Origin of the sequence: Streptomyces durocortorensis (genome assembly GCF_016901035.1) — a bacterium.
Taxonomy (GTDB): domain Bacteria; phylum Actinomycetota; class Actinomycetes; order Streptomycetales; family Streptomycetaceae; genus Streptomyces; species Streptomyces durocortorensis.
This window is the reverse complement of the sequence record NZ_JAFEUF010000165.1, coordinates 1-16608: the sequence shown is the minus strand read 5'-3', so window position 1 is coordinate 16608 and position 16608 is coordinate 1. Positions and strand designations below refer to the sequence as shown.

The window sequence follows — 16608 nt, the reverse complement described above, 5'->3', positions numbered from 1 at the left end:
CGGGTGGCCCCACCCACCGCCGCGACGTGCCCCCCGCGGCGAGGGGGCCGGCGGGGGTGGGGGCAGCGCGGACGTGCCCCCGACGCCGGAGGGGCCACCCGAGGACGTTCCGCCGCCGCCGGAAGGACCGCCCGGGTTCGGGGCACCCGGGTTTGGTCCACCGCCGCCGGACGGGCCGCCCGGAGACATTCCGCCGCCTCCCTCTCGTGCGCCCTCCGTCGGGCCGCCGCCGCCCGGGGCTGCCCTGCGGGCGGTCGCCGTCGCGTTGCTCAACCTGACCGGGCTCGGGCTCGGTTACGCCCTGTTGGGGCGCTGGGGGCGGGCCGCGGTGTGCTGGGCGGCCACGGCGGCGCTGTTGTGGGTGGCGTTGCCCGCCGATCCGGACGGGGTGCCCGGGGGCGTGCTCGTCGGGTATCTGCTCGTGGTGGTGCTCGCCGCCGTCGACGGGGGATGGATCGCCCGGCGTGCGGCGCCGGCCGGGGCGTGGCGGCCCGGGCTGGCGGTCGGGCTGGGCGTGGTGCTGCTGGCCGTGCCGGCGGGCGGGGCGGTGGTGTACGGCTCCGCCCGGGACGAGGCACGGGAGCAGATGCTGCTGGACCGGCTGGCGGCCGGGGACGAGCGGGTCGCCACTGCCTCGGAGCAGCCGTTCGATGCGGCGAAGGGTGAGTACGGGAAGGCCCTCGACGTCTATCGCGCGCTCGGCGAGGACCATCCCGGCTCGCGGGCCGCGAAGCTCGTCCCGGACCGTCTGAAGGCGTACTACGACGCCGTCTCCGCCCCGTATGCGAAGAAACAACACTGCGAGGCCGTCGCGCCGTTGACCTATCTGCGGTCGTTGCCGGACTCGGTGGACGGGAAGCTGCTGGGCGACCTGGCCACCTGGCCCGACGAGCCGCTCGCCGTGTCGCTGTACGGGTGCGGCGTCTCCCGTCTGGGCGGCAGCAACGGTGGTGGCAGCGGCGGCGCGGAGTTGGGCGAGTTGTTGCGTACGTTCCCCGATTCCGCCTCCGCGCGGCAGGTGGGGCCCGCGATCGGCGAGCGGATCAAGGCCCAGGTCGCGGCGTTGAAGGGGGACGAGCCGTGTGCGGCCACCCAGGTGCTGCGCAGCCTCGGCACCACCGCGTCCGAACTCCCCGCCGAGAGCGTGAAGGCACTGCGCGCCGATGCCGACAAGGGTGTCGTGGACGGGGTGTACGCCTGCGGGGTCGACCAGTTCGAGGACGAGAAGTTCGGCGACGCGCGCACGACGCTGACCGACTTCGCGCGGACGTACAGGAGCGACGGGCGGGTGCGGCAGGCACGGAACATCGCGATAGCCGCGGAGATCGCCGACGACCGGCCGGCCGCGGGCAAGCGGCTGCCGCCGTCGAAGCGGCCCGGCGGGGCCCGGATGGAGCTGGTCATCAGCAATGACGCGCCGAACACGGTGGAGGTCCTCTACACCGGGCCCGTCACCGGCACCGTCACGCTGAGGGCCTGCGCGGGCTGCGAGCGATACAGCGCCTCCGAGGGCCCGCGGCGCGCCTGCAAGGCGAGCGGCAGGAACTACCCGAAGGCCCGGCTCCAACTGCCCGCCGGTGAGTACCACTTCCTCTACAAGCACGGCACGGGCGCGACCGCCCGGGTGGACAGCTACTCCTCCGGGACCAGGGTCCAGCCGGGCTACACCTACACCAGTTGCACGTACGTCATCGAGCGGAGCCCCTTCGACCTGGACCTGCCGCTGCTGCCCGATCCGATCCAGCCGGTGGTCAGCCCTTGGGGCGCGGGTTCTTCTCGATGACCCGGCCGTCCAGTTCGGCGGTGAGGAAGGCGCCGCCGTGCGCGTCGGAGACGTACACGCGCAGCACCGGGCGGTCGTCGTGGAAGGGCGACGAGGGGTCCACGATGACGTAACTGCTCTCCGGCTTCTGGACGTTGAGCGTCTCCTCCGCCGTCTTCAGCAGGGCGGGCAGCGCGTCCCAGTCGACGGAGTCCAGGTCGACCGTCGTGGACCCGGACGTCAGGGTGCCGCCCATGTCGTCGTTCTTCGCCCGGCCGTCGCGGTAGCTGAAGCGGTCGTACAGCGCGGCGTTGGACTTCAGCGGCGCCTCGGCGGAGACGTGTTCGCCGTAGAGCGTGAAGTCGGTGACCTTCGTTCCGCCCATGAGCGGCTTCAGCGCCTCGATCGCGGTCCGCGCCCCGTCCGGGGTCAGGAGGTTCGCCGTCTCCGCCTCCGGTCCGTCCTGCTCGTCGGGGCCGTCGGACTCGTCGGACTCGTCGGCGATCGGGTCCGGCGTCGGGGCCGGGACCTGGGGTGCGCTCGCCCGGTCGCGCGGTAGGTCGTCACCGCCGGAGCTTTCGGAGGAGAAGGCACCGGCCGTCCAGAGGATGGCGCCCGCGATCACCACGGCCGAGACGACGGACGACGCGGCGCTGATCCGCCAGACCCGGCGCTCGATGCGGCGGCCGCGCTCCCGCGAGGCGGCGTCGGCAGCGGGGGGCAGGGTGCCGTAGCCGGTCGGGACGCGGTCCTCCGGGGCTCCGAAGGACGCGAACCCGGGCCCCGGTCGCGGCGGCGAGGTGGCCGACTGCGTGGGCGCGGCGTGTACGGATCCGGGGTGCGCGGAGGCGGGCCGTTCCCGTACACGCTCCGTGGGGGTCGGGGGCATGCTCCCGCCGCCCCGTGCGGCCTCGGCCAGCAGCCGGTCGAGGGTCTCCGCGTCCGGGCGGGCCGGGATGTCCCGGGTGAGGAGCGCGCTCAGCACCGGGGCGAGGGCCCCGGCCCGTACCGGCGGCGGGATCTCCTCGTCGAGCACGGCGGCCAGCGTGGCGAGGGTGGTGGCCCGGCGCAGCGGGTGGCGGCCCTCGACGGCGACGTACAGCATCATGCCGAGCGACCAGAGGTCGGAGGACGGGTCGCCCTCCGTGCCCCGGATGCGTTCGGGGGCTATGTAGTCGGGCGAGCCGATGAGGGCGCCCGTCATGGTGAGGCTGGTCGACTCGCGGATGGCGGCGATGCCGAAGTCCGTGAGGACGGGGCGGCCGTCGGGGCGCAGCAGGACGTTGGCGGGCTTGACGTCCCGGTGCTGGATCCCGGCCGCGTGGGCGGCGCGGAGGGCGGAGAGGATGCCGCGCCCCAGCTCGGCGGCGTCGGCGGGCTCCATGGGGCCGGTGGCGAGCCGGTCGTGCAGGGAGGAGCCGGCCACCAGCTCCATCACGATCCACGGGTAGCCGTCCTCGCCGGGGTCGACGATGTGGTGGACGGTGACCACGTTGGGGTGGTCGACCCGGGCCAGGGCGCGGGCCTCACGGAGCACCCGGGCGCGCAAGGTGCGGGCGCCCTCGGGGTCGTACTCCGCGAGCGCCGGGTCCGGGGGCCGCACCTCCTTGAGCGCGACGTCGCGGTGGAGCGCCTCGTCGCGGGCCCGCCAGACCATGCCCATGCCACCGCTGCCGAGCCGCTCGACCAGCGTGAAACGGCCGTCGATCACCCGTCCCGAGGGGACCTCTTCGCTCATGGGCCGTAGCGTACGGGGGGCTTCGGACAGCGGGGGCGGCAGTCCTGTCAGGCCGAGGCGCGTTTACGCGATGACGCCGTCTTCTTCGCCCCGGTGCCGCCGCTCGACGACGTCCGCTTCTTCGCCGCCGACTTCGTCGTCTTCTTCGCGGCGGCCTTCTTCGTCGTCGACGTGGACTTCTTCGTGCCGGTCGACTTGGGGGTGGCCTTGGAAGTGGACTTCTTCGCCGCCGCGGAGCTCTTCTTCGTGGTCTGCGCGGAGGACTTCCCCGACGCCGACGACTTTCCGGACGTCTTCTTGATGGGGTGCACGTCCGCCATCTCGCCGTCGCCCTCGCCCCCCGCCTCGCCCCGGGACTTCTTCGCCGCCTGCACGCTGTTCTCCAGGGCCGCGATCAGGTCGATGACCTTGCCGCCGCCGGCGTCCTCCGACTCGGCCGGGCGCATGCTCTCGCCGGAGGCCTTCGCGGCGATGAGCTCCTCCACCGCCTCCCGGTAGTCGTCGTGGAGGCTGTCCATGTCGACCTCGCCGAGGGTGTCCATCAGGGCGTCCGCCAGGTCGAGTTCGGCGTCGCGGACCGTGACGTCACCCTCCGGCGCGACGCCCTCCGGGGCGCGGATCTCGTCCGGCCACAGCAGGCCGTGCATGGCGATCACGTCGTCCACGACGCGCAGCATGCCGAGCCGTTCGCGGCCGCGCAGGGCGTACTTGGCGACGGCGACCTTGTTGCTGCGCTTGAGGGCCTCGCGGAGCAGGGTGTACGGCTTGGCGGCCGGGACGCCGTTGGCGGAGAGGTAGTACGCCGCGTCCATCTGGAGCGGGTCGATGTGGTCCGCGGGCACGAAGGCGACGATCTCGATGGTCTTCGCCGTGGGCAGCGGGAGCTGGGCGAGATCTTCGTCGGTGATCGGGATCATCGTGCCGTCGGCGTCCTCGTAGGCCTTGCCGATGTCGCCGCCGGTGACCTCCTCCTCGTCCAGTTCACAGACCTTGCGGTACCGGATCCGGCCACCGTCGGCGAGGTGGATCTGCCGGAAGTGGATCGAGTGGTTCTCGGTGGCGTTGACCAGCTTGATCGGGATGCTGACCAGCCCGAAGGAGATCGCGCCGTTCCAGATGGACCTCACCGTTCACCCCTTGTCGACCGTCGACCCCTACGGGCTCTGTGGCGGTTGGAGACGCTTTGGCATGTTTGGCATGTTTTCGTGTGATTCTTATCGTATGACGCCGATCACCGAGGTGGAGGGGCGACGGGTCTCGCTCAGCAATCTCGACAAGGTCCTGTATCCGGCCACCGGGACGACCAAGGGCGAGGTGCTGCACTACTACGCGGTCACCGTGGGCGGCGTGATCCTGCCCCACCTGCGCGACCGCCCCGTGTCCTTCCTGCGGTACCCGGACGGGCCGGGCGGCCAGCTCTTCTTCACCAAGAATCCGCCACCCGGTACGCCCGCCTGGGTGGGGACGACCCCCGTGCCCCGGAGCGATGACCAGGGCGCCCGGCAGGTGGTCGTACGGGATCTGGCCTCGCTGATGTGGGCGGCCAACCTGGTGGTGGAGTTCCACACCCCGCAGTGGCGGGAGAGCGCGCCGGGGGTCGCCGACCGGATGGTCTTCGATCTGGATCCCGGCTCCCCCGCGACCGTCGTGGAGTGCTGCGCGGTGGCGCTCTGGCTGCGGGAGCGGCTGGCCGGCGACGGGCTGCTCGCGTACGGGAAGACGTCCGGGTCCAAGGGGCTGCATCTGCTGGTTCCGCTGGAGCCGACCCCGTCCGGCGAGGTGTCCGCGTACGCGAAGCGGCTCGCCATGGAGGCGGAGGAGGCCCTTCCGAAGCTGGCCCTGCACCGGATGAAGCGCGCCCTGCGGCCGGGCAAGGTGTTCGTCGACTTCAGCCAGAACTCCGCGTCGAAGACGACCGCCACGCCCTACACCCTGCGCGCCCGGCCCGAGCCCACCGTCTCGGCCCCCGTGACCTGGGACGAGATCGCGGGGTGCCGGGAGGCCGGGGCCCTGGTGTTCCGCGCCGGGGACATGGGCGGACGGCTGGACCGGTACGGGGATCTGCTCGCCCCGCTGAACGACCCGGAACAGGCGCGTCCGCTGCCCGCGTGACACCTCGGGGAGCCATCCGACGCCCACCGCTCACAGCGACCTCACGGCCGGAACGTCTTGACGGGGTCATGACCTGGTTACGGGCCGAGGAAAGGCCACAAGTGGCGGGTGGATTGTCGGATCGGTGGTGCACACTCTGCGCAGGCGCTTTCTACGGGGCGCGCCGGGAGGGTGTGACGGACAGGGCGCCGCCACGGGCGCGCCGGTCCGGGCGCTGTCGTGATCGCGGGGAGGGAATGGCGTGTTCTCGGGGATCGACGAGGTCGACTGGGCCTCGATGGAGCATGCCTACGGGCCTGCCGATGATGTGCCGGAGCTCCTGCGGGGGCTGGCGTCCGACGATCCGGCGGTGCGGGAGGCCGCGCTCGACGGCATGTACGGCGCGGTGCACCACCAGGGCGATGTGTACGCGTGCACGCTCGCGTGCATCCCGTTCCTGTTCGAGCTGGTCGAGGACCCGGGGGTGCAGGACCGGGGCGGCGTGGTCGAACTGCTCACCAGCATCGGCGGCTTCGACCTCGACGAGGACGACGAGGCGGAGTTCGACGAGGACGAGATCGAGGGCGCCGCGAACTACGCGATGGCGGCGGCCGCGGTCACGGCGGGTGCGGGGGTGTTCTTCGAGCTGATCGCCGACGAGGACCCCGGGGTGCGGCTCGCGGCCCCGCTGGCCCTCGCCACGCTGCACCGGCATCCCGTGCGCGTGCTCGCGCTGCTGCGGGAGCGGCTGCCGGTGGAGCCCGAGGAGGAGGTGCGGCTCGCCCTCGTGGAGGCGGCCGGGCGGGTCGCGCTGCGGCACCGGCCGCTCGCGGAACGGGTCGCGGAGTGGCTGAACCGGCTGGCGGGACGGGCGCACTCCCCGGGGCTGCGGCTCGCGGCCCTGGCCCAGCTGGCGCGGTGTTCGCCGGACGGGCTGCCCGGCGATGTGGTGCCGGTGGTCGCGGGGCTGCTGCGCGAGATGCGTTCGGCGCCGGAGGAGTGCGGCGACCGGGGCGACGGGGGCGGGCACGCCCCGCCCGGGGCGACCGCCGCGCGGGAGGACGACGAGCCGGAGCCCGGCCCGGACCCGGCGCCGGACACGGAGCCCGTGGAGCCCGAAGCCGTGACCGCGGCGGAGACCTGCCGGGGCGAGCACGTCACGACACCGACGCTCGTGGGGCAGCTGCGGTCGTGGGGCGCCCAGGAGAACGCCGGACGCGGCGCCCCCTGGGCCGCCGACCTCCTGCGCACCCTGCACGTCGGCCTCGACGACCGGGTGGGCGACCGCACGGCGCTGCTCGCCGACCAGTTGCGCAGCCCCGACCGCCGGCAGCGCATCGACGCCGTTCGGATGAGCGGCGGGCTGATACGGGCCTGGCGCGGCCCGTACGAGGAGTTGGTGGCGCTCGTCGGCGAGCAGCTCTCCGACCCCGAGCCCCGGCTCGCCGAGGCCGCGTCCCATGTGCTGGAGGAGCTGTTCGGCCTCGCCGCGCCCGCCGCGGACGCCCTGGCCGCCCGGCTGGCCGCCGACCCCGGTGGCTGGGTGAAGACCTGGGCCAGTGGTCCGCCCGGGCTCGGCTCCACCGTGAAGGCCCTGGCCCGGCTCGGCGACGCCCGGGCGGTGCCCGCGCTCGCGGCGGCCCTGGAGCTGCCGCAGGTGGCGCACGACGTGGGGTTCGCGGTGGGGCACCTGGGGGCGGCGGCCCGGCCGCTCACCGGGGCGCTGCGGCGCAGGCTCGCGGAGGTGGCGCTCGACGAGGGCGCCTACGACCGGGCGAGCCCGCTGCTGGCCGGGCTGACCGGGCTTCGGGCGGGCGAGGCGGCCCCCGAGGTGCTGCGGGTGCTGCGCGGGGCGCCGGAGTACCGGGGCGAGTGGCTGCGTACGGCGGCGCTCCGGGCGCTGGGTTCGTTCGGGCCCGCCGCGCGGGAGGCCGTCCCGGAGCTGCGGGCGCTGGTCCGCCGCCCGGGGACGGCGTCCGCGACGGAGGCGGCCGAGGCGCTGTGGGCGATCTCCGGGGACGCCGAGGCAGTGCTGCCGGCGCTGACCGAGGGCCTGCGGTCGGACCAGGTGCACGACCGGCGGGCGGCCGCGGTGGCGCTGGGCACCCTCGGGCCGCGCGCCGCGGTGGTCGCGCCCCTGCTGCGCGGGCTGCTGGCGCACGAGGAGCTGTGGCTGCGGGTGGACGCGGCGATCGCGCTCTGGGAGGTGTCCGGCCGGCCGGAGGAGACCACCGAGGCGCTGCTCACCGCCTGGGAGCGGAGCCGCCACGTCCGGGTCCGGGTGGCAGAATGCCTGGCACGGATGGGGCCGGTCCCGCAGGGGTCGGCCGCGGCACACGTCCTGCGGAGCGAACTCGCCTCCGTACGCCGTCACAACGCGATGGACGGCGGGTACGGCAGTCATGACATCCACGAGGACGAAAAGCTCCTGGCGTTGTGCCGGCAGGCACTCCGGGGGACGGGGAAAGGGACCACGACATGATCATTTTCGGCACCAAGGGCTACCTCTACCAGCTGGCCGTCCTGACGATGGTGTGCGGCTGGTGCGGCAATCCGGCGGCGCACACCCTGCGCAAGAGGGTCACGAAGTTCACGCTGTTCTTCATCCCGCTGTTTCCGTTCTCGACGAAGTACGCCACGCAGTGCACGTTCTGCGGCGGGGAGCGGCAGATACCCAAGGAGGAGGCGGACCAGCTGCTCGCCCAGGCCGCGGCCGGGCAGGACGGCAACGCCTACGGCCAGGCCCCGCAGCAGCCCGGCGTCACGCCGCCCGGGCAGAACCCGTACCAGCGCTGACCGGCACCGGGACCACCCCTTGCCGGCGCTGACCCGGTCCTGACCTCAACGGACCTCGACGGACCTCAACGCTGACCCTGCGGCGACCGTAGAGCCACGCACCGTCACACGGTGGTGCGAACCGGGCATTGCACGCGGACATCCGATTAGGGTGTGAGACCGCTGTCGTCGGAGGAGGAGGCGAGCCGTGCGTCCGCACCGCGCCCCGGCGGCGAACCGCGCCGCCGTGCTCGCCGTCGCCGCGCTCGCCCTGCTGTCCGGCTGCGGCGCGGCGGGCGGGCTGGAAAGTGCGGGGGACGCGCCGTCGGCCGTCGAGCCCAAGGGCCTCTGGCCGGACCTGCCGCCCGCCTCCGCCGCCCCGTACGACTACGGCGAGGGCGAGACCGCGCGGATCCCGGGGATCCGGGTGACCGGCGGAGATGTGCGGCGGCTGGATCCGGTGGCCGTGGCACAGGCCGGTCTGAAGGCGAAGACGAACCGGGACAGCGGCCTGGACGAGCTGCCGGACGGCACGGTGCGGCGGATCGAGGCGTGCCGGACCGCCCCGGACGACTGCCCGGTCCTCCCGCCGTACTACCGCGATCTGACCGGCGACGGCAGGGACGAACTGGTGCTCGGCATCCGGATGCCCGCCCGGCAGCTCGCCGTGCGCGTCTACATGCCGGACGGGGGCGGGCTGACCCGGATCATGTCCACGTACGACGCCGTGATCAGCGTGGAGCTGGCGGGCCGGGACCTGATCATGCGGGCCCCCTCGGTGATCCCGGGGTACGAGTACCGCACCGCGTGGTCCTGGGACGACCGGCAGCGCGCGATGCTGCCGACCCGGGACGAGATCCTGCGGACGCCGGAGCACCGGAAGGGCCCCTGGCCGAAGCGCACGCCCACGGGCCCGGCGACCGTCACGCCGACGCCCTCCGCCGGCACGTCCACCGCCTCCCCCTCCCGTACGCCTTCGGAATCCCCCGCGGGGACGCGATGAGGCGTCGGCGCCGGTTCCGCTCGCCCTCCTGGACCGCGAGCCTCACCTGGAAGTCCGCGGTCTTCCTGGCCGGCATGTGCTGCACCCTGGCCGCCCTCCTCGGCGTCCTCGTGCACACCGCGGTCACCCGGCAGACCGTCGAGCACGCCCGCGAGAAGGCGCTGGCCCGGCTGGAGGTGGTCACCGACGCGTACGAGGCCGGGGAGCCGCTGCCCCGGGGCTCCGGCATCGACCCGCCGGGCCTGCCCGCCTCGCTGCGCGCCCTGGCCGCGGGCGGCGAGCGCGGCACCGTCGTCGCGGACGGGCCGCACCCGCCGGGCGACCCGGACGGGCAGGGCGGCCCAGCCATGTGGGCGGCGGGCCCGGCGGACGGGCGGGCGCTGGCCACCTGGACGGACTACAGCCACAGCGCCCGCACCATCGCGGGCCTCGACCGGGCGATCATCGGCTCCTCGCTGCTGGCCATCGCCGCCACCCTGCTGGTCGGGCTGTTCGCCGTGGGGCGGGTGACCCGTCGGCTCCACCAGAGCGCCCGGGTGGCCCGCCGGATCAGCGCGGGCGACCTCGACGCCCGGGTGAAGGACCCGCGCACCGCGCGACCGGTCCGCGCCCAGGACGAGGTGGCGATCGTGGCGGGCGCCCTCGACACCATGGCCTCGACCCTCCAGCGCAAGCTCCAGACCGAGCAGCGGTTCACCGCCGATGTGGCGCACGAGCTGCGCACCCCGCTGACCGGTCTGTCGGCCGCCGCCGAACTGCTGCCACCGGGCCGCCCGGCGGAACTGGTACGCGACCGGGTGAAGGCGATGCGGGCGCTGACCGAGGACCTGTTGGAGATCTCCCGCCTCGACGCCCGTACCGAGCAGGTCGACCTCGCCGTGCACGATCTCGCACCGGTGGCGGAGCGGGTCGTCCGGGCGTCGGGCACCGACACCGAGGTACGGGTGAGCGCCGCGGCCCGGGTGGAGACGGACCGGCGGCGCCTGGAGCGGGTGATCGGCAACCTGGTCGCCAACGCCCATCGGCACGGGGGCCCTCCGGTGGTGCTGAGCGTGGACGGCCCGGTGGTCTCCGTGCGCGACCACGGCCCCGGGTTCCCGGCGTATCTGCTGGACGGTGGGCCGCAGCGGTTCCGTACGGACGGCGCGGGCAAGGGCCACGGTCTCGGGCTGACCATCGCCCTCGGACAGGCCCAGGTCATCGGCGCCCGGCTGGACTTCGGCAATCCGCCGGACGGCGGTGCGCTCGCCCGGTTGACCCTGCCGGAGTACGTCAGGCTCGACGAGGGCGATTCCGACGGGAATCCCGGTGGTGACGGGGGTCCGGGCGGCTCGGACGACCCGGACGGCTCAACGGGGAACAGCCCTCACGCATCGTGACGCGTTGCAGACCGTGAGTGGCGATTTTAGCGTGACGATCACGAGCCCAGCTCGTGTCCCCCACGTTCCGCTTTCCTCATCGCATGGAGGCAGCATGTCCCCCCTGTCCCGCCCCTCGCGGCTCCGCCGGCTCGGTCTCTGCGTGGCCACCGGCACGCTCGCGGCGCTCACGGCCGCCGCTCCCGCCGCCATGGCGGCCGACCCCCAGCCCGTCGGCCAGCGCGCGGAGGCCACCGCTCCGGACCCGATGTCCGACGAGCTCTCCGCCTCGGCGATGCAGCGCGAGCACGAGGCGCAGCAGAAGGAGGCCCGCCAGGAGGCGCAGCAGCAGGGGCAGGCACGCCCCCAGGCGCCGAAGCGGACCTACAAGGGACGGGTCATCGCCAAGCCGTACCTGCTGCTCCGTGACAAGCCGACCCGCAGCAGCCGCGTCGTCGGCTCGGTCAAGTACGGCTCGTACGTCAACATCTTCTGCAAGACCAAGGGCGACAACGTCGACGGCAACAACCGCTGGTACCTGCTGACCGACGGCACCTGGGCCTGGGGCTCGGCCCGCTACATCGAGAACGTCGGCTCCGCGCCGAAGTGGTGCTGACGCGCCCTCACCCGCACACCCGCACACCCGTCCGCCCGTGGAGCCCGGCCCCGCAGCCGAGAGCTCCGCGGGCGGACGCGCGCTCCCGCTGGACTCCGGCAGGAGCACGCGCCCCGGTGGGCTCTGGCATGAGCACGCGCCCGGGCGGGCTCTGACATGAGCAAAGGTGTGACATAAGGGAAATACCGCCCACCTCTTGCTACGTTGCGGGGCATGACCGCAACGACGGCGGACGCTCCCCCGCCCGAGCTCCGCCTGCCCAAGCGGCGCGGGGTGGAGCTCGCCCTCCTCGTCGGGGCCGTCCTGATCTCCGTCTTCGGCTACGCGGCGGTCGGCCTCGCCCACGACAGCGCCGTGCCCCCCGATGTCGCCGGGTACGGCGCCGGGCTCGGGGCGCTCGCGCTGCTCGCCCATGTCGCGGTCCGCTTCCGTGCCCCGTACGCCGATCCGCTGCTGCTGCCGATCGCCGTCCTGCTCAACGGTCTCGGCCTGGTGCTGATCTACCGGCTCGATCTGGAGACCCCGAGGGACCAGGCCGCGCCCACCCAGCTCGTCTGGTCCACGCTCGGCGTCGCGCTGTTCACCGCCGTGGTGCTGCTGCTGCGCGACCACCGGGTGCTCCAGCGGTACGCGTACCTCTCGGTGGCCGCGGCGCTCGTGCTCATGATCGTGCCGATCTTCTTCCCGGCGGTGAACGGGGCGAAGATCTGGATCCGGGTCGGCGGACTGTCCTTCCAGCCCGGGGAGTTCGCCAAGATCCTGCTCGCGGTGTTCTTCGCCGCCTATCTGGCCGCCAACCGCAACGCGCTCGCGTACACCGGCCGCACGGTGTGGAAGCTGCAACTGCCCTCCGGCCGGGTGCTGGGGCCGATCGTGGCGATCTGGCTGCTGAGCGTCGGCGTGCTGGTGCTGGAGCGCGACCTCGGCACCTCGCTGCTGTTCTTCGGGCTCTTCGTCATCATGCTGTACGTCGCGACGGGCCGGACCGGGTGGATCGCGGTCGGCCTGCTCCTGGCCGCCGTCGGGGCGTTCGTCGTCGGCTCCTTCGAACCGCACGTCCACAGCCGGGTGCAGGACTGGCTCGACCCGTTCGCCTCGATCGACGCGGGGCGGGGGCCGGGCCAGCTCGCCCAGTCGCTGTTCGCGTTCGCGGCGGGCGGGATGCTGGGGACCGGGCTCGGCGCCGGCCAGTCCATCCTGATCGGCTTCGCCGCCAAGTCCGACTTCATCCTGGCGACCGCCGGCGAGGAGCTGGGGCTGAGCGGGCTGACCGCGATCTTCCTGCTCTACGCGCTCCTCGTGGCGCGCGGCTACCGGGCCGGGCTCGCCCTGCGCGACCCGTTCGGGCGGCTGCTCGCCATCGGTCTCGCCTCGATCCTGGCGCTCCAGGTGTTCGTGATCGCCGGCGGCGTGATGGGGCTGATCCCGCTGACCGGGATGGCGATGCCCTTCCTGGCGCAGGGCGGCTCGTCCGTCGTCACCAACTGGATCATCGTGGCGCTGCTGATCCGGGTCAGTGACGTCGCCCGCCGGCCCCACCCGGAGCAGGTGGAGACCGGAGTCGTCGCGGCGGCCGGGGAAGCCGGGGAGGAGGACCGGTGATCCGCTGCATCCGGCGGGCCGCCGCCTTCTGTCTGCTGCTGCTGGTGGCGCTGCTCGTCAACGCGGCCCGCGTCCAGCTCTTCGAGGCCGACGAGCTGGACGACAACCCGGCCAACCGCCGGAGCAGCATCGCCCGTTACGACCAGCCGCGCGGCAACATCCTGGTCGGCGACCGGCCCGTGACCGGCAACAAGGAGACCGGCGAGCAGCTCAGCTTCGAGCGCACCTATCTGCACGGCCCGCTGTACGCGCCGGTGACGGGGTACGCCTCGCAGACGTACGGCACCACGCTGATCGAGAACGCCGAGGACGATGTGCTGTCCGGTACGGACTCGCTGCTGGCGCCGCTGCCCTTCTGGAACGAGTTCACCCGGGGCCGGCAGCCCGGCGGCGATGTCGTCACGACCATCAAGGCGTCGATGCAGCAGGCCGCGTACGAGGGGCTGCGCGGGCGGCGGGGCGCGGTGGCGGCCCTGGATCCGTCGACGGGCGCGATCCTGGCCCTGGTCTCGACCCCGTCGTACGACCCCGAGCGGCTGTCCGGCACCGGTGCGGCGGTGACCGACGCCTGGGCCCGGCTGAACGCGGCCAAGAGCCTGCCGATGCTCAACCGGGCGATCCGGCAGACCTATCCGCCGGGCTCCACCTTCAAGATCGTGACGGCGGCGGCGGCCCTGGACTCCCGGGCGGTGACGGACGCCGACGCGGCCACGGACACCCCGTCGCCGTACGTCCTGCCGGGGACGCAGACGACGCTGCCCAACGAGGCGAGAGGCTGCGAGAACGCGTCGCTGGCGGACGCGATCCGGGTCTCCTGCAACACGGTGATGGCCCATTTGGGGGTGGAGGTGGGCCTCGACGGGATGGTGGAGACGGCGGAGAAGTTCGGCTTCAACGACACCGGGCTGCGCATCCCGTCCGGGGTGGCGCGGAGCAACTTCGACACGGACATGAGCGAGGACCAGGTCGCGCTGTCCTCGATCGGGCAGTTCAACACGACGGCGACCCCGCTCCAGATGGCGATGGTCGCCTCGGCGGTGGCCAACGGCGGGGATCTGCGGCGTCCGCATCTGGTGGACCGGGTGACCACGAACACCGGGGACACCGTCCGGCAGCAGGGGTCGGAGTCGTACGAGCGGCCGATGAACCCGGCGACGGCCGTGCAGCTCCAGCGGATGATGGTCGAGGTGGTGGAGAACGGCACCGGGTCGAACGCGGCGATCGACGGGGTGAAGGTCGGCGGCAAGACCGGCACCGCCCAGCACGGCGTCGACAACTCCGGTCTGCCGTACGCCTGGTTCATCTCCTGGGCCCAGGCCCCCGACTCGGGCCGCCCCGCCGTCGCGGTGGCGGTCGTCGTGGAGGACGCCGCCGCCGACCGGGCCGACATCAGCGGCGGCGGCAGCGCGGCCCCGATCGCCCGGGCGGTGATGGAGGCGGCGTTGGAGGAGTGATCCGCCCGGCGTCGGGCGGTGCGGGCAGACTGGGGCCATGACGCGTACGACCTCCGCCGTGGCGCGGGCCCTGGAGCGGATCGAGCGGCTGGACCCTGCCCTGCACGCGTTCATCGAGGTCTGGCCGGAGACGGCGCTCGCCCGGGAACGGGAGGCCGTGACGCGGCGACTCCCCCTGGGCGGGCTGCCGTTCGCGGTGAAGGGCCCCTCCGGCATCCGCTCGTACGCGGCCCGCCGGCTGATCGCGGCGGGCGGGATCCCGGTCGGCGCGACGTCGGTGCCCGGGCCCGGCACCCACTGGCAGACCTGGGGGCAGGGCGCGCAGGGCCGTACGGTCAACCCGTGGCGGGCGGACCGTACACCGGGCGGCTCGTCGGCCGGGTCGGCCGTCGCGGTGGCGGCGGGGATGGCGGAGCTGGCAACGGGCAGCGACGGGGCCGGTTCGGTGCGCATCCCGGCCGCCTGGTGCGGGGTGTTCGGGCTGAGGACGACGAACGGGCTGCTCCCCTCCCCCGACCGGTCCGGGCTGGCCTCGGCCGGGGTGCTCGCCCGGTCGGCGGCGGCAGCGGAACCGTATCTGCGCCATGTCCTGGCCGGGCGCCATGACCTGGACGGGCGCGATGTCCTGGACGGGTACGAGCCACCCGCCGCCTGGTCCCTCCCGCTTCCCCTTCCCGCCGTCTACAGCGAGGACCTCGGCTTCGCGGACGTGGATCCGGAGGTGGCCGCCGTCGTCGGCGGGGCCGTGGACCGGCTCGTCGCGGCGGGGACCGTACGCCTGCTGGACCGCCCCGCCGGGCTGCTCGTCTCGGCGGGTGCCTGGACGGCGGTACGGGGCGGGGCGCCGGACGACCTGGACGCGGTGCGGGTGCGGCGGACGAACGACGAGCGGCTGGACGTAGTGCTCGCGGACGGGGCCCTGCTGCTGACCCCGGTCACGCCGAACCGGCCGCACGGGCACGAGGGCCCGGGCACCGTCTACTCCACCGCCCTGACCTGGGCGTTCAACCTGAGCGGCCATCCGGCGGCCAGCCTGCCCGCCGGATTCACCGGGGACGGCTGCCCGGTGGGGCTCCAGTTGGTGGCGGCGCGCGGGGCGGACCTGGAACTGCTCGCGGCGGCCCGCGCGGTGGAGGACGCGCTGCCCGCCGCTCCGGCGCCACCGCTGCCGGGGCGCCGGTGAGCGGCGGTCAGCCGATCGGCCGGCGGATCTCCTCGCGGATCTCGGCGGTCTCGGCCGCGGCCGCCTCCAGGTCGATCGCCGTGGGGTCCTTGAGGGCCGTGTCCGGACGGATGATGCCCACCGACGCCCCGGTGTTGCCGTCGGCCCAGGCGCACATCGGGATGTTCGCCCTGACGCCGTTCTGGTTCGACTGAAGCACCTGGCACTCCAGCGTGATGTCGTGACCGGCGGGGGTGAACTCCTTCGGGGGGACGGCGACGGTCGCGCCCTGGCCTTCGGCTCCGCCCTTCATCATCTTGCCGGTCATGGCCTCCGGCTCGGTGAACCGCCCGTGCATCCCGGAGATCACCAGGGCTCCGCCCTTGGCCGAGCCGTACTGGCCGACGACGGCCTTCGCGTCCCGGACGGTGGGGTCGTACATGCCCTCGATCTTCTTGCCCTCGGACGAGGACAGGTCCTGGGCGAGCGTGAACTCGCCGTCCAGCACCTTCTGCCGCAGGACGAGCTCGTACTCGGCATCGGGGAACGCCGCGTCGGAGGTCTTCCCGACCAGCTGGGAGACCCCGTAGGTGATTCCGCCCGCCGCCAGCACCGCGCCGGCCACGATCCCGACGATCAGCACGGTCCGCTTCTTCCGCGGCGGCTGCGGTCCTTGCGGCGGCCAGCCGGCCGCGCCGGGGCCGCCTCCGCCGGGTATGCCGGGCTGCTGCTGCCCCCAGCCGGGCTGCCCCCAACCGCCGCCCTGCTGGGACGGGGCCGGAGGCTGCTGCGGGTAGCCGTAGGGCTGTTGCGGCTGGCCATGGGGCTGTTGCGGCTGGCCGTAGGGCTGTTGCGGCGCCCCGGGAGCGGCGGCCGGCGGGCCGTAGGGGTTCTGCGGGGGCGTGGGCGGCCCGTACGGGCCCTGCGGCGGGGTGGTCATGCGCTCACGGTACGACACGTTTGCGAACGGAATTTCGACGCGGCCGAAATCGGTACCGGGCCGGGACGGACCGCTCACCCTCTCCCCGGCCGGATGCCCCGCCGAAC

13 protein-coding genes are annotated in these 16608 nt (G+C 73.8%); 10 read left to right on the top strand and 3 right to left on the bottom strand.

Annotated features, from left to right (window positions below; genetic code table 11):
• The first annotated feature begins 187 nt into the window (after positions 1–187).
• Positions 188–1783: a hypothetical protein gene (locus tag JS521_RS25400; RefSeq protein ID WP_372448614.1), complete on the top strand. Its 1596-nt coding sequence runs from the start codon at positions 188–190 to the stop codon at positions 1781–1783.
• Here JS521_RS25400 and JS521_RS25395 read toward each other — a convergent pair.
• The gene (locus tag JS521_RS25395) at positions 1752–3500 is read right to left on the bottom strand and encodes a serine/threonine-protein kinase (RefSeq protein WP_205085275.1); all 1749 of its coding nucleotides are present in this window, start codon (positions 3498–3500) and stop codon (positions 1752–1754) included. The two genes, JS521_RS25400 and JS521_RS25395, sit on opposite strands and share 32 nt — an antisense overlap.
• A 47-nt stretch (positions 3501–3547) precedes the next feature.
• The gene (gene ku / locus JS521_RS25390) at positions 3548–4627 is read right to left on the bottom strand and encodes a non-homologous end joining protein Ku (protein WP_205085274.1); all 1080 of its coding nucleotides are present in this window, start codon (positions 4625–4627) and stop codon (positions 3548–3550) included.
• A gap of 94 nt (positions 4628–4721) precedes the next feature.
• On the opposite strand from ku, the gene ligD reads away from it, so the two are divergent.
• The 9 genes from ligD to JS521_RS25345 all read left to right on the top strand — a co-directional run bounded on the left by ligD (position 4722) and on the right by JS521_RS25345 (position 15582).
• On the top strand, positions 4722–5612 hold the full coding sequence (gene ligD / locus JS521_RS25385; protein WP_205085263.1) for a non-homologous end-joining DNA ligase: 891 nt from the start codon (positions 4722–4724) through the stop codon (positions 5610–5612).
• A gap of 241 nt (positions 5613–5853) precedes the next feature.
• On the top strand, positions 5854–8073 hold the full coding sequence (locus tag JS521_RS25380) for a HEAT repeat domain-containing protein (protein ID WP_205085261.1): 2220 nt from the start codon (positions 5854–5856) through the stop codon (positions 8071–8073).
• A complete protein-coding gene (locus tag JS521_RS25375) occupies positions 8070–8387 on the top strand; it encodes a zinc-ribbon domain-containing protein (protein WP_205085260.1) in 318 nt (105 codons plus the stop codon). Before JS521_RS25380 ends, JS521_RS25375 begins: the two co-directional genes overlap by 4 nt.
• Positions 8388–8574: 187 nt before the next feature.
• Positions 8575–9369, top strand: coding sequence for a hypothetical protein (locus JS521_RS25370; RefSeq protein WP_205085259.1), 795 nt, complete (start codon positions 8575–8577; stop codon positions 9367–9369).
• Positions 9366–10748, top strand: coding sequence for an ATP-binding protein (locus JS521_RS25365; RefSeq protein WP_205085257.1), 1383 nt, complete (start codon positions 9366–9368; stop codon positions 10746–10748). The genes JS521_RS25370 and JS521_RS25365 overlap by 4 nt, the downstream gene beginning before the upstream one ends.
• 94 nt (positions 10749–10842) lie before the next feature.
• Positions 10843–11343 (top strand): SH3 domain-containing protein, encoded by a 501-nt coding sequence (locus tag JS521_RS25360; RefSeq protein ID WP_205085255.1) that lies wholly within the window; start codon positions 10843–10845, stop codon positions 11341–11343.
• Positions 11344–11556: 213 nt separating this feature from the next.
• The gene (locus JS521_RS25355; protein ID WP_205085254.1) at positions 11557–12945 is read left to right on the top strand and encodes an FtsW/RodA/SpoVE family cell cycle protein; all 1389 of its coding nucleotides are present in this window, start codon (positions 11557–11559) and stop codon (positions 12943–12945) included.
• On the top strand, positions 12942–14399 hold the full coding sequence (locus JS521_RS25350; RefSeq protein ID WP_205085252.1) for a peptidoglycan D,D-transpeptidase FtsI family protein: 1458 nt from the start codon (positions 12942–12944) through the stop codon (positions 14397–14399). Before JS521_RS25355 ends, JS521_RS25350 begins: the two co-directional genes overlap by 4 nt.
• Positions 14400–14436: 37 nt before the next feature.
• Positions 14437–15582, top strand: a complete 1146-nt coding sequence (locus tag JS521_RS25345; RefSeq protein ID WP_205085251.1) for an amidase family protein — start codon at positions 14437–14439, stop codon at positions 15580–15582.
• A gap of 7 nt (positions 15583–15589) precedes the next feature.
• Here JS521_RS25345 and JS521_RS25340 read toward each other — a convergent pair whose 3' ends face one another.
• Positions 15590–16501, bottom strand: a complete 912-nt coding sequence (locus tag JS521_RS25340) for a hypothetical protein (RefSeq protein WP_205085249.1) — start codon at positions 16499–16501, stop codon at positions 15590–15592.
• Positions 16502–16608 lie beyond the last annotated feature (107 nt).

Coding starts and splice junctions, on each gene's coding strand:
- JS521_RS25340 (WP_205085249.1), bottom strand. CDS start 16,501: ATGACCACCCCGCCGCAGGGCCCGTACGGGCCGCCCACGCCCCCGCAG.
- ligD (WP_205085263.1), top strand. CDS start 4,722: ATGACGCCGATCACCGAGGTGGAGGGGCGACGGGTCTCGCTCAGCAAT.
- JS521_RS25345 (WP_205085251.1), top strand. CDS start 14,437: ATGACGCGTACGACCTCCGCCGTGGCGCGGGCCCTGGAGCGGATCGAG.
- JS521_RS25365 (WP_205085257.1), top strand. CDS start 9,366: ATGAGGCGTCGGCGCCGGTTCCGCTCGCCCTCCTGGACCGCGAGCCTC.
- JS521_RS25375 (WP_205085260.1), top strand. CDS start 8,070: ATGATCATTTTCGGCACCAAGGGCTACCTCTACCAGCTGGCCGTCCTG.
- JS521_RS25395 (WP_205085275.1), bottom strand. CDS start 3,500: ATGAGCGAAGAGGTCCCCTCGGGACGGGTGATCGACGGCCGTTTCACG.
- JS521_RS25360 (WP_205085255.1), top strand. CDS start 10,843: ATGTCCCCCCTGTCCCGCCCCTCGCGGCTCCGCCGGCTCGGTCTCTGC.
- JS521_RS25355 (WP_205085254.1), top strand. CDS start 11,557: ATGACCGCAACGACGGCGGACGCTCCCCCGCCCGAGCTCCGCCTGCCC.